This window comes from Streptomyces mobaraensis NBRC 13819 = DSM 40847 (assembly GCF_017916255.1).
GTDB classification, from domain to species: Bacteria; Actinomycetota; Actinomycetes; order Streptomycetales; family Streptomycetaceae; genus Streptomyces; species Streptomyces mobaraensis.
Window position 1 is genome coordinate 1,661,539 of sequence record NZ_CP072827.1, and the last position, 22,120, is coordinate 1,683,658.

Here is a 22,120-nt window from a genome sequence, read left to right on the forward strand (position 1 = left end):
GGTGCCGGGGGACGAGTGAGACGACAGCGTACGCGAGTCCCGGCAGGTCACCGGCGGCAGCACCGGCCCGGCGGCGCGGTCGGTCACCGTCCCGGATGCTGGACAATTGGCCGGTGACCGAACCCGCTCCCCCTTCCGCCCCCTCCGGCATACGCACCGCGCCCTCCGTACGGCCCGCACCGGCGGCCGGCCCCGGCCCGGCCGTCGCCGGCGCGCTCCGGCGGGCGGCGCCGGCCCTGTGGGCGTACGCGGCGGTCCGGGTGCTGGGGGTGGCGGTCCTCGCGCTGTGGGGGACGGCGACGGGCAAGGACGCGCACCATCTGCTCTCGGGGCGCTGGGACGCGGTCTGGTACTCCCGGATAGCGGAGGACGGCTACGGCTACACGCTGGCCCTGGCCGGCGGGAAGGTCCACTCCGACCTGGCGTTCTTCCCGCTGCTGCCGTGGCTGGAGCGGGCTCTGTCGGCGGTGCTGCCGCTGTCGGCGGCGGACGCGGGGCTGCTGGTGAGCGCGGTCGCCTCGCTGGCCGCCGCCGCGGGGATCTTCGCGATCGGCGAGCGGCTGCACGGCCGCCGGGCCGGGGTCGCGCTGGTGGTGCTGTGGGCGGTGCTGCCGGTGGGGGTGGTGCAGTCGATGGCGTACTCGGAGTCCCTGTTCACGGCGCTGGCCGCGTGGAGCCTGTACGCGGTGCTGACCGGCCGCTGGCCGGCGGCCGGGGTGTGCGCGGCGCTGGCCGGGCTGACCCGGCCGGTGGGCGCGGCGGTGGTGGCGGCCGTGTGGGTGACGGCGGCGGTCGCGCTGCTGCGGCGGGACCGGCGCCCGGGGCCTCCGGACGTTCCCGAGCCCCGGCGGGACCGGCATCCGGAGTCCCCGGACCGCCCCGGGCCGCGGCGGATGCTGCTCGGGGTGGCGCTCGCCCCGCTGGGCTGGCTCGGGTACGTCGTCTGGGTCGGCGTGCGGACCGGCGACCCGGTCGGCTACCTGGACGTCCAGGGCGGCTGGGGCAACGGCTTCGACGGCGGTGTGGCGTTCGGTTCCTTCATCGCGGGCCGGTTCGCCGGCGCGGCCTGGCCGGCCGGGCTCGGACTGCTGGTGGGCGTGGTGCTGGTGGTGTGGCTGTATGTGGCCGGGGCGCGGCGGGGGCAGCCGCTGCCGCTGCTGGTCTACTCGGGGACGGTGCTGCTGCTGGCGCTGACCGCGAAGGGCTACTTCGGCTCCAAGCCGCGGCTGATGCTGCCGGCCTTCCCGCTGCTGCTGCCGCTCGCGACGGCCCTGGCCCGGCTGCGGACGGCACGGGCGGCGGCGACGGCGGGAGCGCTGGCGCTGGCGGCGGCCTGCTACGGAGCGTTCTGGCTGAACGGCTCGGGACCGCCCTGATCATTTCCATGATCATTTACGGGTCCGGCCACCACCCCGTACGGATCATCCGACCGGACGGGCGGACCCTCCGGAAAAGCAGGCACGGAACTCCCACCACGCGCCGATAAACATCCGCACACACTTAATTAAAGGATGTCCCGCCCTCCCGGCGACCTCTCGGAGGGGCCTTCTTTAGGTGTTTCTTATTTCTCGGCAAGCGGTTCCGGATCCGCCGTATCAAACGTGCCGAAAGTCGTGTTTGAGACGCATTCCACATCACATCGTCATCACAAAGCGGCGAGATCGGCCGGAGCCTCCCATCACGCAATGTAACGTCGATTGAGTGCGTACCAACGACGAGCTCGTCCCCGCGGAGGAGCGCCCGACCGAGCCCCCGCGCCCGCGGATGACCAGAACCCGCCTGGGCATCTTCGTGGCGACCTCCGTGGTCTACGCGGCGATCGTGGTCGGTGTGCTCACCACGTCCTGGCCGGTGCGTTTCGACTGGCAGGTCATGCTCTTCCGGCCGTACAAGCAGTGGCCCGAGATCCACACCTTCCTCGACTACTTCGTGGTCCTGGGCCAGCGCGGCCCGACCGCCGTCGCCGTGGCCGCCTGGCTGGGCTGGTGCTGCCACCGCCGCGGGACGCTGCGCCCGCTGCTGGTGCTGGGCACGTCGCTGCTGCTGCTCAACGCGACCGTCGGCGCCGCGAAGATAGGGATGGGGCGGCTCGGACCGCACTACGCCACCGCCATCGGCTCGAACGAGATGTTCGCCGGCGGCGACATATTCCCCTCCGGCCACACCGCCAACGCGGTGGTCACCTGGGGCGTCCTCGCCTACCTGGCCACCACGCCGCGGGCCCGCAGGATCGCCTCCGTCTGCGCCGCCCTGCTGGCGCTCGGCGTCGGCATGACCACGGTCTACCTCGGTACGCACTGGATGAGCGACGTGACGCTCGGCTGGACCGCCGGACTGCTGGTCCTGCTGGCCCTGCCCTGGTTCGAGCCGCTGATGGAGCGCGCCGAGACCTGGCTGCTGGCCACCTGGGCGCGGCTGCGCGAGCACGGCGCGGCCCTCGCCCCGGCCGCCGCGGCGACGCCGGTCGGACTGTGGGCGCCCCGCCCGCCCGTCGACGACACCCTCCCGGTCCGCGAACCGGCGGGCGCCGGGCGCGCCGGACGCGCGGCGGAGCCCCGGCCGCGCGCCGCGGCCCGGCCGCACACCACCCGCTCGGAGCGGACGCCGGTCACCCCGGCGGGCAGCCGCCGTCCCCCGCACGCCGACCGGACGCCGCGCACCCCGCCGCTGCCGGCCACCGGCCGCGGCCGGACCGTCGGCTGAGCGGAAGCCGCGTACGCACACGAAGGGCCGCCCCGGAACTCCGGGCGGCCCTTCCACGTACCCAGGGGGCCGCTCAGCCCTTCCAGCCGCGCAGCACGGTCCCGTCCGCCACTTCGAGGTTGAGCCGGCCCACCACGTACTCCAGCGTGATCACCGCGCCGGGCGGCAGCGTGCGGACGGTCGTCCAGCCCCGCTCCCGCGCGCGGGCCGCGGCCCGTTCGGCGTCGAGGCCGGCGTAGGCGTCGGGGTCGTCGTCGGGGTCCTGGGGGAGGTTCGGCAGCGGCACCATGCGGCCCACCGTAGCCCGCCCACGGCTCGCGAACACCGGGCGGCGGCCGGTACCGGCCGCCGCCCGGGCCCCACGGGTCACACTTCTGTCACAGAAATCCGGGACCGCGTTTAGCGCGTCCCCCATCACTCCCGCGGGTTCTTTCCCGGTCCCCGGGACACCGCCGGAGGACGCCCACGGGAAACGGTCCCGGAATTCACCGCTCCCGCACCACGACTTCCGCATTCCTCCGGGAAACCCACACCCCTACCCCCGGTAAGGGAATTCCCGCCGTCTTGTGGACGCAACGCCACCGGCGCCGCCGCGTTCCGCCGAATTCTGCGGAATATTAAATTCCGGTCGGCCCCACCCCTCTCCCCCGGCCTCCGAGGCACCCTCGCGCGGCCCCCGTCCCCGCGAGCATCATGACGGTGCCCCGGGGCAGGAGGGGGACGGGGTACGAGCCGTACGGACCGGAGCGGCCGGGCACGCGCCGAGAGCGAGGGGGCACGGATGGAGAGCGACACCGCACGGGAAGCCGCCGTCCCGGCACGGGAGCGGCGGCCCGGAGCGACCGTGGTCGACTGGCTGACCACCACCGATCACAAAAAGATCGGCAGTCTCTACCTCATCACCTCGTTCGGCTTCTTCCTCGCCGCCGGCCTGCTGGCCCTGGTGATGCGCGCCGAACTGGCCCGCCCCGGCCTCCAGATCCTCAGCAACGAGCAGTACAACGAGGCGTTCACCGCCCATGGCACGATCATGCTGCTGCTGTTCGCCACCCCGGCCTTCGCCGGCTTCGCCAACGCGATCATGCCGCTCCAGATCGGCTCGCCGGACGTGGCCTTCCCCCGGCTCAACATGCTCGCCTACTGGCTCTACCTCTTCGGCGGCCTGATCGTGGTGAGCAGTCTGCTGACGCCCGAGGGCGGCGCCTCCTTCGGCTGGACCGCCTACGCGCCGCTGAGCGGCGGCGAGCACTCCCCCGGCGTCGGCGCCGACCTGTGGATCATGGGACTCGCCCTCTCCGGCTTCGGCACGATCCTCGGCGCGGTGAACTTCCTGACGACGGTCATCTGCATGCGCGCCCCCGGGATGACCATGTTCCGGATGCCGGTCTTCACCTGGAACGTGCTGTTCACCTCGATCCTGATCCTGCTGGCCTTCCCGGTGCTGGCCGCCGCGCTGCTCTGCCTGGAGGCCGACCGGCGGTTCGGCGCGGTGGTCTTCGACGCGGCCGACGGCGGCTCGCTGCTGTGGCAGCACCTCTTCTGGTTCTTCGGCCACCCCGAGGTCTACATCATCGCCCTGCCGTTCTTCGGCATCATCACCGAGATCATCCCGGTCTTCTCCCGGAAGCCGATCTTCGGCTACACCATGCTGATCGGCGCCACCATGGCGATCACGGCCCTGTCGGTGGTGGTCTGGGCGCACCACATGTTCGCCACCGGCGCGGTGCTGCTGCCCTTCTTCTCCCTGCTGTCGTTCCTGATCGCGGTGCCGACGGGGGTGAAGTTCTTCAACTGGATCGGCACGATGTGGCAGGGCTCGCTGTCCTTCGAGTCACCGATGCTGTGGTCGGTGGGCTTCCTGGTCAGCTTCCTCTTCGGCGGCCTCACCGGCGTCATCCTCGCCTCGCCGCCGCTGGACTTCCACGTCACCGACACCTACTTCGTCGTGGCGCACTTCCACTACGTGGTGTTCGGCACGGTGGTGTTCGCGATGTTCGCCGGCTTCTACTTCTGGTGGCCGAAGTTCACCGGCAAGATGCTCGACGAACGGCTGGCGAAGGTCCACTTCTGGACCCTCTTCACCGGCTTCCACGGCACCTTCCTGGTCCAGCACTGGCTGGGCGCCGAGGGAATGCCGCGCCGCTACTCCGACTACCTGGCGGCGGACGGCTGGACCGTGCTCAACACCGTCTCCACCATCGGCTCGTTCCTGCTCGGCCTGTCGACGCTGCCGTTCCTCTACAACCTCTGGAAAACGGCACGGTACGGCCGGCGGGTCGAGGTGGAGGACCCCTGGGGCTATGGCCGTTCGCTGGAGTGGGCGACCTCCTGCCCGCCGCCCCGCCACAACTTCGTCACGCTGCCCCGGATCCGCTCCGAGTCCCCGGCGTTCGACCTGCACCACCCGGAGACGGCCGCCCGGAAGGAGCCGCAGGTGGCGCGGGACCCGGCCGGCTGACGGAACCGGCCGGGCACGGGTTCAGGAGACCGGCGGCCGCTCGTCGACGCGGATCGCGAGGTCGTTGTCGGCCGTGTAGTACGGGCCCGCCTGGGCAGGCGCGTAGGGGGCGTCGACCGGCTGGGCCGGGTAGACGAAGATCTGCTTCTTCTCCGCGACGTCGTCCAGCAGCCGGGCGACCCGGGCCTCCCCGGACCCGTCGGTGCGCCGCAGCCACAGGTCCCAGGCGTCGGGGCCGCCCTCCCAGCGCTCGCACAGCTCCTGGTGGGCGATGGTGAACGAGAATCCGTGGCCCTCCGTCTCCAGCGGCACGGCGCACACCAGTTCCGGATCCCGGCGGCAGCGGGCCTCGGCCACCGCCCCGGCCAGCCACTCCGCGGGGTCCTCGACGCGGTGCAGGGTGCCGTGGACGGTGACGCCCTTGGCGTCCAGCCCGAGGTCGCCCGCCTCCGCGTGCGGGGCGCGCTGCCAGCTGCGCAGCGAGAGGTTGCCGTGCTTCGTCGCGTAGGGGATGCGCACGGCCAGCGGCGAGGTGCTCGGGCCCGGCCGGCGGTCGACCAGCGAGCGCAGGTCGGCGAGGCCGGGCAGCAGCCGCCGGGGGTCCGCCTCGCCCGCGTCCACGTACGCGTCCCAGCGGCCCTCGGGCAGCGGCACGGTGCTCGGCAGCACGGCGCGCAGCCGGCCGTCGCCGTTGGGGGTGAGCGGCAGGCGGACCTCATCGTCGGCGTTCTCGACGGCGTCGCCGCCCCGGCGGAGCAGCACCAGCGCCGCCGACCAGTGGCCGGAGGCGTCGGCCCCCTCGGGGGCGTCGAGGTCGAAGGTGAGTCCGCCCGCGGAATCCGCGATGCAGTCGGCGCGCGGCGCGGCAGACACGATGGTGAACTCCTCGGGGACGGGCGAGCCCGCGTTCGCGGGCCCGGCGGGGGTCGGGACGGGTGTCATGCGGCACGCACCCGGCGCAGCGCGGGGCGGACGGCGTCCTTGGTCCGCAGGGCCCCGCTGAGCAGGGCGCCGCGGGTCCGGTGCAGGGAGCCGCGCAGCGCGCCGCGGCCGGTGAGCTCGGCGAAGAGGCGCTCGTAGCGGCCGGCGATCTCGGCGGGGTCGAAGCGGGCCGAGTTCTCCAGGGCGGCCCGGCCCATCCGGCGGCGCAGTTCGTCGTCGTTGATGAGCTTCAGCAGCCCGGCGGCGATGGCGTCCGTCTTGCCGACCGGCACCAGCAGGCCGTCGACACCGTTGTCGATGATCTCGCCGGGGCCGTGCGGACAGTCCGTGGAGACCACGGGCAGGCCACAGCGCATCGCCTCGACGATGGTCATCCCGAAGGACTCCAGGCTGGAGGTGACGGCACCGATGGAGCCCTTGACCCACTCCGGGTCCAGGGGGTTGGCGGGGCCCATGAGGAAGACGTGGTTGTAGAGGCCGAGCTTGTCGATCAGGGCGCGCAGCTTGGCCTTCTCGGCGCCGCCGCCGTAGATCCGCAGCCGCCAGTCGGGACGCTCGGCGACGACCTTGCCGAAAGCCTTGATCAGCACGTCGTACCGCTTGGCGGGGGCCAGCCGGCCGGCCGCGACGACCCACTTGCCCGTGGAGTCGGCGGGGGCGACGACGGGGGCGGGGATGCTGTTGGGCACGGCCTCGACCCGTACGCCGGGGAGCCGCATCAGCTTGCGGTAGGTCGCCGCGTCCGCCTCGGTGACCGTGGTGACCGCGTCCAGCCGCGGGTAGTGGGTGCGCAGCGTCAGCTTCAGCGGCGCCGAGTGGGTGCTCAGGGTCAGGTGCTCCTGGCCGACCCGGGCGATGCCGCGCCGGGCCTGCTGGGCGATGTGCACGTTCAGGCCCGGGCGGGTGCCCACCACGACGTCGCAGTCCAGCGAGCGCAGGTGGTCGGCGATGCGCCGGTCGGTGAGGGCGCTGTACTGCTTGTAGCGGCCCTCGGTGGACGGGAAGACGGTCGCCGGACGCTCGTACTCCGGATCGTTCCCCTCGTACCCGGGGCTGTCCTTCCGCAGATCCACGAGGTGGCGCAGCCGCACGCTGCCGGACGGCGTGAAGACGGGCTCGTCCCGGTGGCGGAACACCGAGACGATCTCCACGTCGTGGTGCTCGGCGAGCGTCCCCGCCAGGTTGAACGTGGTGCGGATCGTGCCGCCGATGCCGTAGGCATTGTGAATCAGGAATGAGATGTGCATTCGTCCCCGCAGCCGGTGTGCGCGCCTGATGGCCCGCCTCCTGAAGATTAGACCGTACTGACGATCAGGAGGTTGGCCCCGATCATCAACTCGATCTCGGAAAGATGAGCATTCCATGACGGGACCGGGTGTTTTCGGCCACCGTCCCCGATGCCGTGAAGCGCCCCCGCACAGGGCGTGACCCCGGCCGCGCGTCGTCCGTTGTCTTCGTGACGCGCCGGGAACCGCCCGGCGCGCGCGCAACCGCACCGGAAGTCCGAGGAGCCCCCCGTGCCTCGCATGCTCGACGTCAGCGACGAAGTACGCGCCGAGATCGGCGACGAAGAAGCGGACCGACTGCTCGGGGGCGACAACGCCCCGGGCACGTACGACTGCACCTCCTGCCGCACGCCCGGCGACAGCGAGCGGGAGCGCACCAGCACGGTGCTCTTCGTCGGGGAGGAGACGGCCGTCCTGGCCTTCGCGCACGCCTCCTGCATCCCCTCGCAAGTGGTGCCGGTCTCCGAGGAGCAGCTCCAGGGCGCCGTACGGTCCATCACCGGCGGCGACGCCGGACAGCAGGGGCAGCCGGGGCAGCAGGGCGGCGAGCAGACCGTGGACGGCCTGCCGCTCCAGGCCGAGCTGGGCGTCACCAGCGGACTGCTGCTGATCAACGGCGAGGTGCAGCCGGCGCTCGTCGTGGAGCCGCTGGTGCCGATCGCCCGGCCGGGCACCACCGGCCCGGTGGACGTCTTCCTGGAGCTCCTCAACGAGCAGGGCTTCGCCCCGGTCACCGCCATCGACCAGCTGCCCGACCCCATCTCCGGCTGGTCGGTGCTGCTGGTCATGGGCAAGCTGCACGCGGTCCTCCAGCCGAACGCCAACGGAGGGCAGCCGGTCGCCTGGTGGCAGGCGCACCAGCCGATGCAGGTGGCCGAGGAGTGGCGGTCGGCGGTCAACAAGTCCGGGCGGGTCCTGGTGTACGCGGCACCCGTCGGCACGATCGGCCAGCAGCCGCGCGAGGACCTGCTCCGCGAGGCGATGGACCGCGCGGCGGCCTCGGGGCGGCTGGTCGGCGCGGCGATGCCGCTCGCGGGCACCTGACGGTCGTACGTACCGGCGGTGGTCGCGCGGGGTCGGTGGTCGCACGAACGGCGGGCACATGACCGGTGGCGTGCGCCCCGCCGTGCACCCGGCGCACCCCCGGTTCCCGCGTAACCCGGCGCGGTCCGCCCCGCATCCGAAGCGGCCCGGGGTCGTTGGCAGGGATGTGTACTCTTACGAACCCGCTTCCCGGACCTCGTACCAGAACTACATCCCCGGCATGCGCCCACCCCGCGAAGCCGATCGCGGCCGTACGGAGTCGGTGACCCCGATCTACGACGCCCTCTGCTCCGAGTACCGCCGGGCCTTCCGGACGCTCCCCGGCGACCGGGCGGGCGAGGAGGAGCTGGCGTTCAAGGGCTTCGGACCCCAGCCGCAGCCGTACGGCGGCGGCACCGGCCAGGGCTACTACGGCCGGCTCACCGGGCACTCCCCCTACCCCGGCCAGTCCGGCTGGACGGATGGCTGGGACGGCGGCTACCCCGCCCAGGGCCGGGGCCGCACCGGCCTCCAGGCCCTCCCGCCGGGCAACCAGGACGGGCGCCGACGGGGATACTGAGCGCCCCGTCGGGCAACGGGCCCCCGTCCTCAGGAGCGGGCGGGGCGACGGCCCGCAGCTCGCTCCCGAGCCGCGCGGCCGCCCACTTCTCGCGGCTCCGCTTCTCCCGCACCGGCCGCCTTCTCCCGGGAGCAACCCCCGGACCCCCGGCCGGACACCCCCTCGCCCAGCCGCCGTCTGCTACTTCTTCCGGCCGCGCTTCTCCCGCACCCGCACCGAGATGTGGATCGGCGTCCCCTCGAAGCCGAACTCCTCCCGGAGCCGCCGCTCGACGAAGCGGCGGTAGCCCGCCTCCAGGAAGCCGGAGGCGAAGAGGACGAACCGCGGCGGGCGGGTGCCCGCCTGGGTGCCGAAGAGGATGCGGGGCTGCTTGCCACCGCGGATCGGGTGCGGGTGGGCCGCGACGAGCTCGCCGAGGAAGGCGTTGAGGCGCCCGGTGGGCACCCGGGTCTCCCAGCCGGCGAGGGCGGTCTCCATGGCCGGGACCAGCTTCTCCATGTGCCGGCCGGTCTTCGCGGAGACGTTCACCCGCGGCGCCCAGCCGATCTGGCCCAGCTCCGTCTCGATCTCCCGCTCCAGGTAGAAGCGGCGCTCCTCGTCGAGGGTGTCCCACTTGTTGATCGCGAGCACCAGCGCACGCCCGGCCTCGACCGCCATGGTGACGATCCGCTGGTCCTGGACGCTGATCGACTCGCTCGCGTCGATGAGGACGACGGCCAGCTCGGCCTTCTCCACGGCGGCGGCGGTGCGCAGCGAGGCGTAGTAGTCGGCGCCCTCCTGGAGGTGGACGCGGCGGCGGATACCGGCGGTGTCCACGAACTTCCAGGTCTTGCCGCCCAGCTCGACGAGCTCGTCGACCGGGTCGCGGGTGGTGCCGGCCAGCTCGTTGACGACCACCCGCTCCTCGCCGGCGACCCGGTTCAGGAGGGACGACTTGCCGACGTTCGGGCGGCCGACGAGGGCGATCCGGCGGGGGCCGCCGACGGCGGTGCCGAAGGTCTGCGCCGGGGCCTCGGGCAGCGCCTCCAGCACGGCGTCGAGCATGTCGCCGGTGCCGCGGCCGTGCAGCGCCGAGACGGGGTGCGGCTCGCCGAGGCCCAGCGACCACAGAGCGGTGGCGTCGGCCTCGCCGGACGGGCCGTCGACCTTGTTGGCGCAGAGCACGACGGGCTTGCCGGCCCGGCGGAGCAGCTTGACGACGGCCTCGTCGGTGTCGGTGGCGCCGACGGAGGAGTCGACGACGAAGACGACCGCGTCGGCGGCCTCGATGGCGAACTCGGCCTGGGCGGCGACGGACGCGTCGATGCCGAGGACGTCCTGCTCCCAGCCGCCGGTGTCGACGACCTTGAAGCGGCGGCCCGCCCACTCGGCCTCGTAGGTGACGCGGTCGCGGGTGACGCCCGGGCGGTCCTCGACGACGGCCTCGCGGCGGCCGATGATGCGGTTCACCAGCGTCGACTTGCCGACGTTGGGGCGGCCGACGACGGCGAGGACGGGCAGCGGGCCGTGGCCGGCGGCGGCCAGCTCGCTCTCGATCTCGTCGGCCTCGAAGCCCTCCTGAGCGGCGAGCTCCATGAACTCCGCGTACTCGGCGTCGCCAAGCTCACCGTGCTCGTCGCCGGTGTGGATCTGGTCGTTCATGGAGTCCGTTCCTCGTTCTTCTTCGTCGTCGGCGGCCCTTGGGGGGTCCGCTACTCAGTGTGGGTCAGCGGCCGGTGAAGCGCTTGGCGTCCGCCAGGTGCGCGCTCAGCCGCCGCTGGATGCGTACGGTCGCCTCGTCCAGCGCCGTGCGCGTGCGCCGCCCGCTGCCGTCGCCGGCCTGGAAGGCGTCGCCGAAGACCACGTCGACGCGGGTGCGCAGCGGCGGCAGCCCCGGGACGAGGCGGCTCTTCCGCTCGGCGCTGCCGAGGACGGCGACCGGGACGACGGGCGCCCCGGAGCGCACCGCGAAGTACGCCAGGCCGGCCCGCAGCGAGGCGAAGTCGCCTTCGCCGCGGGTGCCCTCGGGGAAGATCCCGAGCACTCCGCCGGCCGCCAGGACGTCCAGCGCGCCGGTGATCGCGGCCCGGTCGGCGCCGGAGCGGTCGACCTTCAGCTGGCCGATGCCGCGCAGGAAGGGGTCCAGCGGACCGACGAACGCTTCCTTCTTGATCAGGAAGTGCACCGGCCGGGGGGCGGTCCCCATCAGCATCGGGCCGTCGAGGTTGTGGGAGTGGTTGACGGCCATGATGACCGGCCCCGCGGCGGGCACCCGCCAGGCGCCCAGCACACGGGGCTTCCACAGCCCGTTCATCAGGCCGATGCCGATCCGTCTCCCGACGGCCGCACCGGCGGCGGAGGCGGTCACGCGGAACGCGCCTCCGTGGACCGCTTCTCCTCTACCAGGGTCACCACGCACTCGATCACCTGGTCGAGCGTGAGCTCGGTGGTGTCGACCTCGACCGCGTCCCCGGCCTTGGCGAGCGGGGAGGTCTTGCGGCCGGAGTCGGCGGCGTCCCGCTTGATCAGGGCGGCCTGGGTGGTGGCGAGGTCGGCGGCGTCCTTGCCCTTGAGCTCACCGGCGCGGCGGGCGGCGCGGGCCTCCGGCGAGGCGGTGAGGAAGATCTTGAGGTCGGCGTCGGGGAGCACGGTGGTGCCGATGTCCCGGCCCTCGACGACGATGCCGAGCGGCGCCTCGGCGGCCATGGACCGCTGGAGCTCGGTGAGCCGCGTCCGCACCTCGGGCACCGCGCTGACGGCGCTGACCGCCGCGGTGACCTCCTGGGTGCGGATGGGCTGGGCGGCGTCCAGGCCGTCGACCGTGATGGTCGGCGCGGACGGGTCGGTGCCGGAGACGAGGTCGGGCTTGCCCGCGGCGGCGGCCACGGCCGCGGCGTCGTTCACGTCGACGCCGTTGCTCAGCATCCACCAGGTGATCGCCCGGTACTGGGCGCCGGTGTCCAGGTAGCGGAGGCCGAGCTTGGCGGCGACGGCCTTCGAAGTGCTGGACTTGCCCGTGCCGGAGGGGCCGTCGATGGCGACGATGACTGCTGCCGGTGCGGTCCGGGCGGCGGTTTCCACGGTGTCTGACACCTTCCTCGTGCACGGCGGCGGGTCGTCGCTGCCTGGCTGGGCCCGTTGGGGGCTCACCCAAGGTTACTGGCTCGCCGGACCGGCCCGTACAGCCGCGCTCCCCGGCCCCCGCCCGCCGGCCCCCGCCGGTTACTGGCGGAGCGACCAGCCGCGCTCCCGGAGGGTGTCCGCGAGACCGTCGGCGGCCTTCGGCTCGACCATCAGCTGGATCAGGCCGCTCTGCCGCCCGGTGGCGTGCTCGATGCGGACGTCCTCGATGTTGACGCCGGCCCGGCCCGCGTCGGCGAAGATCCGGGCCAGCTCGCCCGGCTGGTCGCCGATGAGGACGGTCACCGTCTCGTACGTCGCCGGGGCCGAGCCGTGCTTGCCGGGGACGCGGGCCCGGCCGGTGTTGCCGCGGCGCAGCACGTCCTCCAGGCCCGCCGCCGCCTCGTCCGCGGCGCCGTCCGCCGCGTCCAGGGCGCGCAGGGCCCGTACCGTCCCCTCCAGGTCGGCGGCGACCGCCGCGAGGACGTCCGCGACCGGGCCCGGGTTGGCGGCGAGGATCTCCAGCCACATGCGGGGGTCGGAGGCAGCGATCCGGGTCACGTCCCGGATGCCCTGGCCGCACAGCCGGACGGCCGTCTCGTCGGCCTCCGCCAGCCGGGCGGCGACCATGCTGGAGACGAGCTGCGGGGTGTGCGAGACGAGGGCGACGGCCCGGTCGTGGGCGTCGGCGTCCATCACGACGGGGACGGCCCGGCAGTGGGAGACCAGTTCGAGCGCGATGTTGAGGACCTCGGTGTCGGTCCCCCGGGTGGGGGTCAGCACCCAGGGGCGGCCCTCGAACAGGTCGGCGGAGGCGGCCATCGGGCCCGAACGCTCCCGGCCGGCCATGGGGTGGGTGCCCAGGTAGCCGGAGAGGTCGCAGCCGAGCGCCTCCAGCTCCCGGCGCGGGCCGCCCTTGACGCTGGCGACGTCGAGGTAGGCGCGGCCCCGGCCGGCCCCGATCGCGTCCGCGAGGGTGGCGGCGATGTGCGCGGGCGGCACGGCGACGACGACGAGGTCGCAGCGGCCCTCCGGCTCCGCCTCGGTGCCGGCGCCCCGGGCGGCGGCCATCCGGGCCCGGTCGGGGTCGTGGTCGCTGAGGTGCACCTGGACCCCGCGGCCCGCCAGGGCGAGCGCGGCGGAGGTGCCGATCAGTCCGGTGCCGATGACGAGAGCGGTTCTCACGGGCGGGTCCTTGCGCAGGGCCGCGGCGGGGCCCGGGGCACGGGCCGGTCGCGGGACGGGCGGTCACGACGGGCGCGGGAGGGCCGGTCCTCCGGGGCGCGGCCCCGGCGGCGTCCCGGAGAGCCCCCGCGGGCCCAGCCTAGGACGTCCCGGGCCGGGCCGGGCGCGGGGCCGCTTCCGTCCCGCCGGACGCGGGCCCGCGCGGGGCGGGCCGCCGGGACTGCGGCGGCCCCTTCGGGTAGAAGGGGGGCATGATCTTTCACGTGGTGCCCCTGGACGACTGGCTCGCCGTCCCCGACCGCCCCTTCGCCCCCGCCTCCCTCGACGAGGAGGGCTTCGTGCACTGCTCCCCCGACGAGGAGACGACGCTCGCCGTGGCCTCCGCGTTCTACCGGGACGTCAAGGGGCCGCTGATGGCGCTGCTGATCGACGAGCACAAGCTGGGCGTCCTGGTCCGCTGGGAGGCGGCCGACCCGGCACCGCCGCCCGGCACCGCGCCGGGGACGCTGTTCCCGCACGTCTACGGGCGCATCAACCGGGACGCGGTCGAGGGGATGATGGAGATCCGGCGGGACGAGGACGGGCGGGCGGTGGAACTGGCCGTGTGGTCGTGAGGCGCGGAACGCCGGCGAAACCCGTGTGACGCGCCGTGCCGCCGGCGGCCACAATGCGGATCATGCACGCGCTGGTGACCGACCACACGATCTACTCCTGCGTCATGGGCTCGCGCGCCTTCGGGCTGGACACGGAGGCGAGCGACACCGACCGGCGCGGGGTGTACGTGGCGCCCACCGCGCTGTTCTGGGGCTTCGACAAGCCGCCGACGCACGTCGAGGGACCCGCACCGGAACAGTTCTCCTGGGAGCTGGAACGCTTCTGCGAACTGGCCCTGCGGGCCAACCCCACCGTCCTCGAATGCCTGCACTCCCCGCTCGTCGAGCACACCGACGAGCGGGGCCGCGAACTGCTCGCGCTGCGCGGGGCGTTCCTGTCCCGGCTGGCGCACCGGACGTTCACGGGCTACGCGGACGCCCAGCGGGCGAAGTCCGACGCCGCCGTGGCGCGGACCGGCACCCCGAACTGGAAGCAGGTCATGCACCTGATGCGCATCCTGGAGAGCGCCCGCGACCTGCTGCGCACCGGCGTCCTCACCCTCGCCGTCGGCGACCGGCGCGGGGAACTGCTGGCCGTCCGGCGGGGCGAGCTGCCCTGGCCGGAGGCGGAACGCCGGCTGAACGGCCTGCGGGACGAGCTGGAGGCGGCCGCGGCCCGCACCGCGCTGCCGGCCGAGCCGGACCGGGCGCGGGTCGAGGACTTCCTGATCCGGGTGCGCCGGGCGTCGGCGGCGGCGACGGGCTGAGGGCCCGGACGACGGGCCGGGAGCGACGCAGGCGGGGGCCGCGCCACGGCCCGGTCCCGCCGCGAGCCGGGGCGACCGCCCCGGGTCGGTCCCGGCCGGCCGACGTCACCCGTACCCGACCGGAAGCGTCGCTTTCGCGGGCCCGGGCCACCCCGGCCCGTCCCGCCCCCGCCCGGCGGCCCGCTAGCCGACGACCCCGCCCCGCGCCCGTACGACGAGGTCGTGCAGCGCGTCGTACGCCGCCGGGGCCACGGTCTCCGGCAGCCGGGACGCGGCCTGCGCCGCGTCCAGCCCGGCGTGCAGCGCCTCGACGTCCGCCGCGAGCCGCGCGGCGTCCACCAGGCCGCCGGTCGCGCCGTGCTCGGCCTCCGCCTTCGCCGCGACGAGGTCGGGCAGGTAGCCCGGGGCGTCCGGCACCAGGCCGAGGAGGGTCGGCAGGTGGGCCACGACCTCGCCGGCGCGCATCAGATGGATGCCGGTGAGCAGCACCCGGAAGGTGTAGAGCAGCGGCTTCAGCTCGCCCGTCCGCTCGAAGAACCGCCACTGCGTGCCGGCGAAGCCCCGGTAGTGGTGGGCGTGGTGGCTGGTGAGCACGGCGGGCGCGAGGGCCGTCAGCTCGGCGTGGACGGCGGAGGTGCGGACGACCAGGGGCGACAGCAGCTGCTCCAGCACATAGCCGTTGCGGCGGAGCAGCAGCCGGGCGAACTTGCGCAGGTCGTGGGTGACGAGGTCCATCTCGACGCCGTCCCGGACGCCCATGCGCGTGACGGTCTCCTCGCCCTCGCGCAGCCCTATGAGGTCGGCGACGGGCAGCAGGTGGACGCCGCGCAGGTCGACGTCGGAGTCGCGGGACGGGAAGCCGTAGAGGTGGGCGCCGGAGACCGTGGCGAAGACCAGCGGGTGGCCGGGCTCGGCCAGGACGGGTGAGAGGTCGGCTGTCGGAAGGCCGGCGGCGCGCAGCACGGCCGTGTCGGAGTCACGCATCGGCCCAGGATGGCAGCGGCCCCGGTACGGCGGTCCGGCGGGTGCCGGGGCCGTCGTACCGGGGCCGTCGTATCGGGGCCGGGGACGGGCCTAGAGCTCGACCTCGCGCATCAGCATGCCCACCTCGGTGTTGGTGAGCCGCCGCAGCCAGCCGGACTTCTGGTCGCCCAGGGCGATCGGCCCGAACGAGGTGCGGACGAGCTTCTCGACCGGGAAGCCGGCCTCGGCGAGCATCCGGCGCACGATGTGCTTGCGGCCCTCGTGGAGGGTGACCTCGACCAGGTAGTTCTTGCCGGTCTGCTGGATGACCCGGAAGTCGTCGGCGCGTGCCCAGCCGTCCTCCAGCTCGATGCCGCTCTTGAGCCGCTTGCCGATGTCGCGCGGCAGCGGCCCGGTGATGGCGGCCAGGTAGGTCTTCTGGACGCCGTAGCGGGGGTGGGTGAGGCGGTGGGCCAGCTCGCCGTGGTTGGTGAGCAGGATGATGCCCTCGGTCTCCGTGTCGAGGCGGCCGACGTGGAACAGCCGGGTCTCGCGGTTGGTGACGTAGTCGCCGAGGCACTGGCGGCCGTCCGGGTCCTCCATGGTGGAGACGACGCCGGCCGGCTTGTTGAGCGCGAAGAACAGGTACGACTGGGTGGCGACGGTCAGGCCGTCCACCTTGATCTCGTCCTTCTCGGGGTCGACGCGCAGCCCCTGCTCGGTGACGATCCGCCCGTTGACCTCGACGCGGGCCTGCTCGATCAGCTCCTCGCAGGCGCGGCGGGAGCCCATGCCGGCCCGGGCCAGCACCTTCTGCAGCCGCTCGCCCTCCTGCTCGCCGAACGTCTTGGGCAGCTTGACCTGCGGCTTGTTGTGCCGCTCCCGGTTGCGCTCCTCGATCTTGGCGTCGAGCTCGCGCGGGCGCGCCGGGGCGGTGCGCCGGTCGGCGCCGGCCGACGGGCTCCGGCGCGGGCCGCCCTTGGCGCCGCCGCGGGCCGAGGGGCCCCGGCCGGAGGACGGACCGCGGCCTCCGCTGCGCTCGCCCTCGGGGCCGACGTCGTAACGGCGCTCCTCGGGGCGCGGACGGCGCGGACGCTGCTCCTGCCGGTCGTCACGCCGGCCGTCGGAGCGGGGGCCGTCGTAGCGCCCGCCCTCGGAGCGGCCGGCGTCGTAGCGCCCGCCGCCGGAGCGGCCGCCGCCCGCACGCCCGCCGCCGGAGGACGGGCGGGGGGAACCGCCGCTCCGGCCGCCACCGCTCCGGCCGCCGCCCCGGTTGTCCCGGTTGCCGCTTCCGCTGTTCCTGCCGCTGCTTCGCATCAAAGTTCCGTCTTGTCGTCCGCTTCGGTGTCCGGGGCGTCCGGATCGAACGACGGGACCCCCTCCTGGGAGTCGCCCTCGACCGCGTCCGCCTCCGGGAGGAACGGTGCGAGCTCGGGAAGCTCGTCCAGACCGCGCAGGCCCATCCGCTCCAGGAAATAGTTCGTCGTCCTGTACAGGATCGCACCTGTTTCGGGTTCCGTCCCCGTCTCCTCCACGAGACCGCGCTGGAGGAGGGTGCGCATGACGCCGTCGCAGTTCACCCCGCGCACCGCGGAGACCCGCGAACGGCTGACCGGCTGACGGTACGCGACGACGGCCAGGGTCTCCAACGCGGCCTGCGTCAGCCGGGCCTGCTGCCCGTCCAGGACGAACGCCTCGACCGCGTCCGCGTAGGCGGGCCGGCTGAAGAACCGCCACCCGCCGCCGACCTCCCGCAGCTCGAAGCCGCGGCCCTGCGCGGTGTACTCGTCGGCCAGCGCGCGCAGCGCGGCGCCGATGTCGCGGCGCGGGCGTTCCAGGATCCGGGCGAGGTGCTCCTCGGTGACGGGCTCGTCGACGACCATGAGGACGGCTTCGAGGGCGGGCCCGAGCGGAAGCGCGCCCACCGTCCCGGTCTCGTCCTCCGTACCGCTGCCAGCGCTCACTCCGCCGCCTCCGTTTTCTTGGGTTCCTCGGGTTCCTCGGGTTCCCTGTCGAACTCGTCCGTGACCACAGGCGTGCCGCCCTCCGCTCCCGTCCAGCGGACGGTCAGCGTCCCCAGCGCCTCCTCCTGGTCCAGGGCGACCGCCCGCTCCCGGTAGAGCTCCAGGAGGGCGAGGAAGCGGGCGACGACGGTGAGGCTGTCGGCCGCGTCGGCGGCCAGCTCCCCGAAGGTGACCTCGCCCGCCTCCCGCAGCCGGGCGATGACGACCCCCGCCTGCTCGCGGACGCTCACCAGCGGCGCGTGGATGTGGTCCACGTACACCTGCGGCGCCGGTTTCGGCTGCATCGCCTTCACCGCGAGCGCGGCGAACCGCTCCGGCCCGATCCCGAGCACGACCTCCGGCAGCAGCTCCGCGAACCGCGGCTCCAGGCCGACGGTACGCGGGTGACGGCGGCCCTCGGTGGCCATCCGCTCCTCAAGGATCGCCGCGATCCTCTTGTACGCGCGGTACTGCAGCAACCGGGCGAAGAGCAGGTCCCGTGCTTCCAGGAGGGCGAGATCGGCCTCGTCCTCCACCTCGGCGGCGGGCAGCAGCCGGGCCGCCTTGAGGTCCAGCAGCGTGGACGCGACGACGAGGAACTCGGTCGTCTGATCGAGGTCGAAGTCCGGGCCCATGGCACGGAGGTGGGCCATGAACTCGTCGGTGACCTGGGAGAGGGCCACTTCGGTGACGTCGAGCTTGTGCTTGGCGATGAGCTGGAGGAGGAGGTCGAAGGGGCCTTCGAAGTTGTCGAGGTGCAGCGTGAAGCGGCTGCTGTCGGGGGTGGGTTCTTCCCCACCCCCGCCCTCCCCCGAAACCGCGGGCTCCGCCCCCGTCCCCCCGGCCCCTCCGCCGGCGGCAGCACCCGCGCCAGCGGCAGCACCCGCGCCAGCGGCAGCACCCGCGCCAGCGGCAGCACCCGCGCCAGCGGCAGCACCCCCCTCGCGGCGGAGCCGCTCGGGGGGTCGGGGGGCTTGCCCCCCGGAAACGGGAAGGGGCGGGGTTGGGGAGAGCTCCTCCTCGGGCGCCGTAGGCGCCCCGAGGGGCGCGGCGGCGGCCGGGCCGCCAGCCGCGGCCTCCGCCGCGGTGAAACCTTCCGCCTCCGCCGGAGCGGGCCGCGCGCCCGGCCCCCGCCCCAGAGGGCGGCGGGCAGACGGAGGAGGGGGCGGCGGCACGGGGGTGGGCATGCGGGAGTGGTCCAGGGGAGCGAGATGATCCGGCGCGGCCCGTCGGGGCCGGTGCGGCGCGGGCGGGGGCCCGCCCGTGGCAGGTTAGCGGCGAAGGCGGTCAGCGACCGCGCAGGCGCCGCACGAGGATGCTCGCGTCGCCACGCGCCTCGAGGTCGGCGAGGACGACGGCGACGGCCTCGCGCACGATCCGGCCGCGGTCCACCGCGAGCCCGTGCTCGCCGCGCAGCACCAGCCGCGCGTGCTCGAGGTCCATCAGTTCCTCGGCGGAGACGTAGACGGTGATCTTCTCGTCGTGGCGCTCCCGCCCGCTGGGGCGGCGGTTGGCGGCCCGCCCGCGGCGCCGGGGCGCGACCGGCTCGGCGGCCCGGGAGGCGCCGGCAGCGGCGGCGGCACCCCGCTGCACCGGGCGCTCGCGCCCGTCCGCGGCCGGCCGGCGCTCGGCGGCGTCCTGGTCGGCGGTCCCTTCGGAGGCGGGCGAGGGAGCGGACGCGGTGTCGGGCTCCGCGGCGGCCGGCCCGGGCACCCGCGCGGCGGCGGGGGCGGGGGCGGGGGCGGAAGCGCCGTCGGCGGGCGTCTTGGCCTGTCTGCGGGGGGCCGAGGACTGGAGCCCCACCCCTCCGGTGGTGCGGAACAGCTCGTCGGCGCCGGGCAGACTCACTCGGCGTGACACCGGGCGAGCACCTCCCTGGCGAGCTGGCGGTAGGCGGCGGCGCCCACGGAGTTGGACGCGTACGTGGTGATGGGCTCGCCGGCGACGGTGGTCTCCGGGAAGCGCACGGTCCGGCCGATGACCGTGTGGTAGACGTGGTCGTCGAACGCCTCGACCACCCGCGCGAGCACCTCGCGGCTGTGCACGGTCCGCGAGTCGTACATCGTCGCGAGGATCCCGTCGAGCTCCAGCTCGGGGTTGAGCCGCTCCTGCACCTTCTCGATGGTCTCGGTGAGCAGGGCGACCCCGCGCAGCGCGAAGAACTCGCACTCCAGCGGGACGATGACCTTGTGAGCGGCCGTCAGGGCGTTCACCGTCAGCAGGCCCAGCGACGGCTGACAGTCGATCACGATGTAGTCGTAGTCGGCCATCAGCGGCTTGAGCGCGCGCTGGAGCGTGGACTCCCGGGCGACCTCGCTGACGAGCTGGACCTCGGCGGCGGACAGGTCGATGTTGCTGGGGAGCAGGTCCATGTTGGGCACCGCGGTCTTCAGCAGCACCTCGTCGGCCGACATCCCGCGCTCCATCAGCAGGTTGTAGACCGTCAGATCGAGCTCCATCGGGTTGACGCCCAGTCCGACGGAGAGCGCGCCCTGCGGGTCGAAGTCGACGAGCAGCACCCGGCGGCCGTACTCGGCGAGCGCGGCGCCCAGGTTGATGGTCGAGGTGGTCTTGCCGACCCCGCCCTTCTGGTTGCACATCGCGATGATCTTCGCCGGACCGTGGTCGGTCAGCGGGCCCGGGATGGGGAAGTACGGCAGCGGGCGGCCGGTGGGGCCGATGCGCTCGCGGCGCTGGCGGGCCGCGTCGGGGGCCAGGGTGGCCGCGTACTCCGGGTCGGGCTCGTACTCCGCGTCGGGGTCGTAGAAGTGCCCGTCGGGCACTTCCTCGTAGTCGGCGAGACGGGCGGGATCACCGCCGCGGTCGCCGGCCATGGCGTTCACGTGTAGACCGTCCATGCTCGGGTGGGCTGTCGTCATGCTCTGGATGTCCTGCTGTGCTGCGAAGGTCTGGACAGCGACGGAGCCGACAGCGTGGAGCCCCACGGGACTCCGGCCCTGCGCAGGCATTCCTGGGTGACCACCCCCGGGAGCAAATGTCGACTCATTCACAAGTCGTCCTACCTCCTTGGTGACCAGGAAACATCTAGATAGGTCAGCGTGGCACCATGCCGACGGTCTGCGACTCTATGGCGTGTCGGCGGTCCGCAGCAACACAATCCGCCGGAGACGGCACGATGTGTCGGCAATCGAACACCCTTCTGTCAAGGGTGTTCGGGGTATCACCCGCAAGTTTTCCGAACGGCGGTCACCTCGGGAAAACCGGTCCGAATCCGGCACCAAACACGGCCGGCAGGGCCTTGCGGACAAGGCCCTGCCGGTGGTGATTCCCCTCAGGGGCGGTTTGACGCCTCAGCCGAGCAGCGCGCTCAGTTCGACGTGCGCAAGGCCGTGCGCCTCGGCGACCGGGCCGTAAACGACCTGTCCCTCATGGACGTTGAGGCCCTTGGCGAGCGCGGCGTCCCGGCTCAGCGCCTCCTGCCAGCCGCGGTTGGCCAGCTCCACGATGTAGGGCAGCGTGGCGTTGGTCAGCGCGTAGGTGGAGGTGTTCGGCACCGCGCCCGGCATGTTGGCGACGCAGTAGAAGACGGAGTCGTGGACGGTGAAGGTCGGCTCCGCGTGGGTGGTCGGCTTCGAGTCCTCGAAGCAGCCGCCCTGGTCGATCGCAATGTCGACAAGTACACTTCCGGGCTTCATCTTGGCGACGAGCTCGTTGGTGACCAGCTTCGGGGCCTTGGCGCCCGGGATCAGGACCGCGCCGATGACGAGGTCGGCCTCGACGACGGCCTTCTCCAGCTCGTAGGCGTTGGAGACGATCGTCTGCACCTTGGTGCCGAAGACCTTGTCCGCCTCGCGCAGCTTGTTGATGTCCTTGTCGAGCAGGGTCACGTGGAAGCCCATGCCGACGGCGATCTGCGCGGCGTTCCAGCCGGAGACGCCACCGCCGATGACGACGGCCTTGCCGGCCGCCGTGCCCGGGACACCGCCCGGCAGCACGCCGCGGCCGCCGGCCGAGCGCATCAGGTGGTAGGCGCCGACCTGCGGGGCCAGCCGGCCCGCGACCTCGGACATCGGGGCGAGCAGCGGCAGGGCGCGGTTGGCGAGCTCGACGGTCTCGTAGGCGATGGCCGTGGTGCCCGACTCCAGCAGCGCGTCCGTGCACTCACGGGAGGCGGCCAGGTGCAGGTAGGTGAAGAGGGTCTGGCCCTTGCGGAGGCGGTGGTACTCCTCGGCGATCGGCTCCTTGACCTTCAGGAGCAGGTCGGCGGTGGCCCAGACCTCGTCGGCGGAGTCCAGGATGGCCGCGCCGGCGCCGGTGTACTCGGCGTCCGTGATGGAGGAGCCCAGACCGGCCCCCTTCTCCACGAAGACCTGGTGGCCGTTGCGCACCAGCTCGTGCACACCGGCGGGGGTGATGGCCACGCGGAACTCGTTGTTCTTGACCTCGCGGGGGATACCGACCTTCACGTCGATCACGGTCCTTGAATCAGGGGTTTTCAGGCTAATCCGGAAATGCCACGGCATACCAGAGCAGACCGCGTCGATCGCGGCGCAACCA

The 22,120-nt window shown here is 73.6% G+C and carries 21 protein-coding genes; 7 read left to right on the top strand and 14 right to left on the bottom strand.

Annotation, left to right across the window (positions count from 1 at the left end):
• The first annotated feature begins 95 nt into the window (after positions 1–95).
• Entirely contained in the window at positions 96–1,376 is a 1,281-nt protein-coding gene (locus J7W19_RS06605; protein ID WP_004949247.1) for a glycosyltransferase family 39 protein, read from the top strand.
• A 325-nt stretch (positions 1,377–1,701) separates the two neighbouring features.
• Complete coding sequence (locus tag J7W19_RS06610) at positions 1,702–2,703, top strand: phosphatase PAP2 family protein (protein WP_004949249.1); 1,002 nt, start codon at positions 1,702–1,704, stop codon at positions 2,701–2,703.
• Positions 2,704–2,776: 73 nt separating this feature from the next.
• Here the strand turns inward: J7W19_RS06610 and J7W19_RS06615 are convergent, their stop codons facing one another.
• Complete coding sequence (locus J7W19_RS06615; protein WP_004949250.1) at positions 2,777–2,992, bottom strand: I78 family peptidase inhibitor; 216 nt, start codon at positions 2,990–2,992, stop codon at positions 2,777–2,779.
• Positions 2,993–3,484: 492 nt separating this feature from the next.
• On the opposite strand from J7W19_RS06615, the gene ctaD reads away from it, so the two are divergent.
• Positions 3,485–5,161: an aa3-type cytochrome oxidase subunit I gene (gene ctaD, locus J7W19_RS06620; protein ID WP_004949251.1), complete on the top strand. Its 1,677-nt coding sequence runs from the start codon at positions 3,485–3,487 to the stop codon at positions 5,159–5,161.
• 21 nt (positions 5,162–5,182) lie between these two features.
• Here the strand turns inward: ctaD and J7W19_RS06625 are convergent, their stop codons facing one another.
• Entirely contained in the window at positions 5,183–6,103 is a 921-nt protein-coding gene (locus tag J7W19_RS06625; RefSeq protein ID WP_004949253.1) for a hypothetical protein, read from the bottom strand.
• Entirely contained in the window at positions 6,100–7,350 is a 1,251-nt protein-coding gene (locus J7W19_RS06630) for a glycosyltransferase family 4 protein (protein WP_004949255.1), read from the bottom strand. Before J7W19_RS06630 ends, J7W19_RS06625 begins: the two co-directional genes overlap by 4 nt.
• Positions 7,351–7,620: 270 nt before the next feature.
• Between J7W19_RS06630 and J7W19_RS06635 the strand changes: the two genes are divergently transcribed.
• A complete protein-coding gene (locus J7W19_RS06635; RefSeq protein WP_004949257.1) occupies positions 7,621–8,433 on the top strand; it encodes a hypothetical protein in 813 nt (270 codons plus the stop codon).
• Between the two features lie 220 nt (positions 8,434–8,653).
• A complete protein-coding gene (locus tag J7W19_RS06640) occupies positions 8,654–8,992 on the top strand; it encodes a hypothetical protein (RefSeq protein ID WP_063825810.1) in 339 nt (112 codons plus the stop codon).
• A 180-nt stretch (positions 8,993–9,172) separates the two neighbouring features.
• Here J7W19_RS06640 and der read toward each other — a convergent pair whose 3' ends face one another.
• From der to J7W19_RS06660, 4 genes are all read right to left on the bottom strand, one after another.
• The gene (gene der / locus J7W19_RS06645) at positions 9,173–10,633 is read right to left on the bottom strand and encodes a ribosome biogenesis GTPase Der (protein WP_004949260.1); all 1,461 of its coding nucleotides are present in this window, start codon (positions 10,631–10,633) and stop codon (positions 9,173–9,175) included.
• 64 nt (positions 10,634–10,697) lie between these two features.
• Positions 10,698–11,285 (bottom strand): lysophospholipid acyltransferase family protein, encoded by a 588-nt coding sequence (locus J7W19_RS06650; RefSeq protein ID WP_078588137.1) that lies wholly within the window; start codon positions 11,283–11,285, stop codon positions 10,698–10,700.
• A gap of 50 nt (positions 11,286–11,335) precedes the next feature.
• Positions 11,336–12,064, bottom strand: a complete 729-nt coding sequence (gene cmk / locus J7W19_RS06655) for a (d)CMP kinase (RefSeq protein WP_040891126.1) — start codon at positions 12,062–12,064, stop codon at positions 11,336–11,338.
• A gap of 129 nt (positions 12,065–12,193) precedes the next feature.
• Positions 12,194–13,276, bottom strand: coding sequence for a prephenate dehydrogenase (locus J7W19_RS06660; protein ID WP_004949266.1), 1,083 nt, complete (start codon positions 13,274–13,276; stop codon positions 12,194–12,196).
• A gap of 251 nt (positions 13,277–13,527) precedes the next feature.
• Here J7W19_RS06660 and J7W19_RS06665 point away from each other — a divergent pair, with 251 nt between their 5' ends.
• Positions 13,528–13,890: a DUF952 domain-containing protein gene (locus tag J7W19_RS06665; RefSeq protein ID WP_004949267.1), complete on the top strand. Its 363-nt coding sequence runs from the start codon at positions 13,528–13,530 to the stop codon at positions 13,888–13,890.
• Between the two features lie 53 nt (positions 13,891–13,943).
• Entirely contained in the window at positions 13,944–14,636 is a 693-nt protein-coding gene (locus J7W19_RS06670; protein WP_004949270.1) for a nucleotidyltransferase domain-containing protein, read from the top strand.
• A 183-nt stretch (positions 14,637–14,819) separates the two neighbouring features.
• Here the strand turns inward: J7W19_RS06670 and J7W19_RS06675 are convergent, their stop codons facing one another.
• The 7 genes from J7W19_RS06675 to ald all read right to left on the bottom strand — a co-directional run bounded on the left by J7W19_RS06675 (position 14,820) and on the right by ald (position 22,029).
• Complete coding sequence (locus J7W19_RS06675) at positions 14,820–15,620, bottom strand: nucleotidyltransferase domain-containing protein (RefSeq protein WP_004949272.1); 801 nt, start codon at positions 15,618–15,620, stop codon at positions 14,820–14,822.
• Between the two features lie 90 nt (positions 15,621–15,710).
• A complete protein-coding gene (locus J7W19_RS06680; protein ID WP_004949274.1) occupies positions 15,711–16,916 on the bottom strand; it encodes a pseudouridine synthase in 1,206 nt (401 codons plus the stop codon).
• A complete protein-coding gene (scpB, locus tag J7W19_RS06685) occupies positions 16,916–17,563 on the bottom strand; it encodes an SMC-Scp complex subunit ScpB (protein WP_004949275.1) in 648 nt (215 codons plus the stop codon). Before scpB ends, J7W19_RS06680 begins: the two co-directional genes overlap by 1 nt.
• Positions 17,560–18,285, bottom strand: a complete 726-nt coding sequence (locus J7W19_RS33765) for a segregation and condensation protein A (RefSeq protein WP_411848828.1) — start codon at positions 18,283–18,285, stop codon at positions 17,560–17,562. Before J7W19_RS33765 ends, scpB begins: the two co-directional genes overlap by 4 nt.
• A gap of 604 nt (positions 18,286–18,889) precedes the next feature.
• Positions 18,890–19,462, bottom strand: coding sequence for a hypothetical protein (locus tag J7W19_RS06695; RefSeq protein ID WP_201768265.1), 573 nt, complete (start codon positions 19,460–19,462; stop codon positions 18,890–18,892).
• On the bottom strand, positions 19,447–20,571 hold the full coding sequence (locus J7W19_RS06700) for a ParA family protein (protein WP_078588259.1): 1,125 nt from the start codon (positions 20,569–20,571) through the stop codon (positions 19,447–19,449). Before J7W19_RS06700 ends, J7W19_RS06695 begins: the two co-directional genes overlap by 16 nt.
• 342 nt (positions 20,572–20,913) lie before the next feature.
• On the bottom strand, positions 20,914–22,029 hold the full coding sequence (ald, locus tag J7W19_RS06705) for an alanine dehydrogenase (RefSeq protein ID WP_004954062.1): 1,116 nt from the start codon (positions 22,027–22,029) through the stop codon (positions 20,914–20,916).
• Positions 22,030–22,120: the final 91 nt, after the last annotated feature.

Coding starts and splice junctions, on each gene's coding strand:
- J7W19_RS06665 (WP_004949267.1), top strand. CDS start 13,528: ATGATCTTTCACGTGGTGCCCCTGGACGACTGGCTCGCCGTCCCCGAC.
- J7W19_RS06680 (WP_004949274.1), bottom strand. CDS start 16,916: ATGCGAAGCAGCGGCAGGAACAGCGGAAGCGGCAACCGGGACAACCGG.
- J7W19_RS06625 (WP_004949253.1), bottom strand. CDS start 6,103: ATGACACCCGTCCCGACCCCCGCCGGGCCCGCGAACGCGGGCTCGCCC.
- J7W19_RS06650 (WP_078588137.1), bottom strand. CDS start 11,285: ATGAACGGGCTGTGGAAGCCCCGTGTGCTGGGCGCCTGGCGGGTGCCC.
- J7W19_RS06640 (WP_063825810.1), top strand. CDS start 8,654: ATGCGCCCACCCCGCGAAGCCGATCGCGGCCGTACGGAGTCGGTGACC.
- J7W19_RS06670 (WP_004949270.1), top strand. CDS start 13,944: ATGCGGATCATGCACGCGCTGGTGACCGACCACACGATCTACTCCTGC.
- J7W19_RS06700 (WP_078588259.1), bottom strand. CDS start 20,571: ATGCCTGCGCAGGGCCGGAGTCCCGTGGGGCTCCACGCTGTCGGCTCC.
- der (WP_004949260.1), bottom strand. CDS start 10,633: ATGAACGACCAGATCCACACCGGCGACGAGCACGGTGAGCTTGGCGAC.
- J7W19_RS06605 (WP_004949247.1), top strand. CDS start 96: ATGCTGGACAATTGGCCGGTGACCGAACCCGCTCCCCCTTCCGCCCCC.
- J7W19_RS06675 (WP_004949272.1), bottom strand. CDS start 15,620: ATGCGTGACTCCGACACGGCCGTGCTGCGCGCCGCCGGCCTTCCGACA.
- ctaD (WP_004949251.1), top strand. CDS start 3,485: ATGGAGAGCGACACCGCACGGGAAGCCGCCGTCCCGGCACGGGAGCGG.
- J7W19_RS06615 (WP_004949250.1), bottom strand. CDS start 2,992: ATGGTGCCGCTGCCGAACCTCCCCCAGGACCCCGACGACGACCCCGAC.
- J7W19_RS06630 (WP_004949255.1), bottom strand. CDS start 7,350: ATGCACATCTCATTCCTGATTCACAATGCCTACGGCATCGGCGGCACG.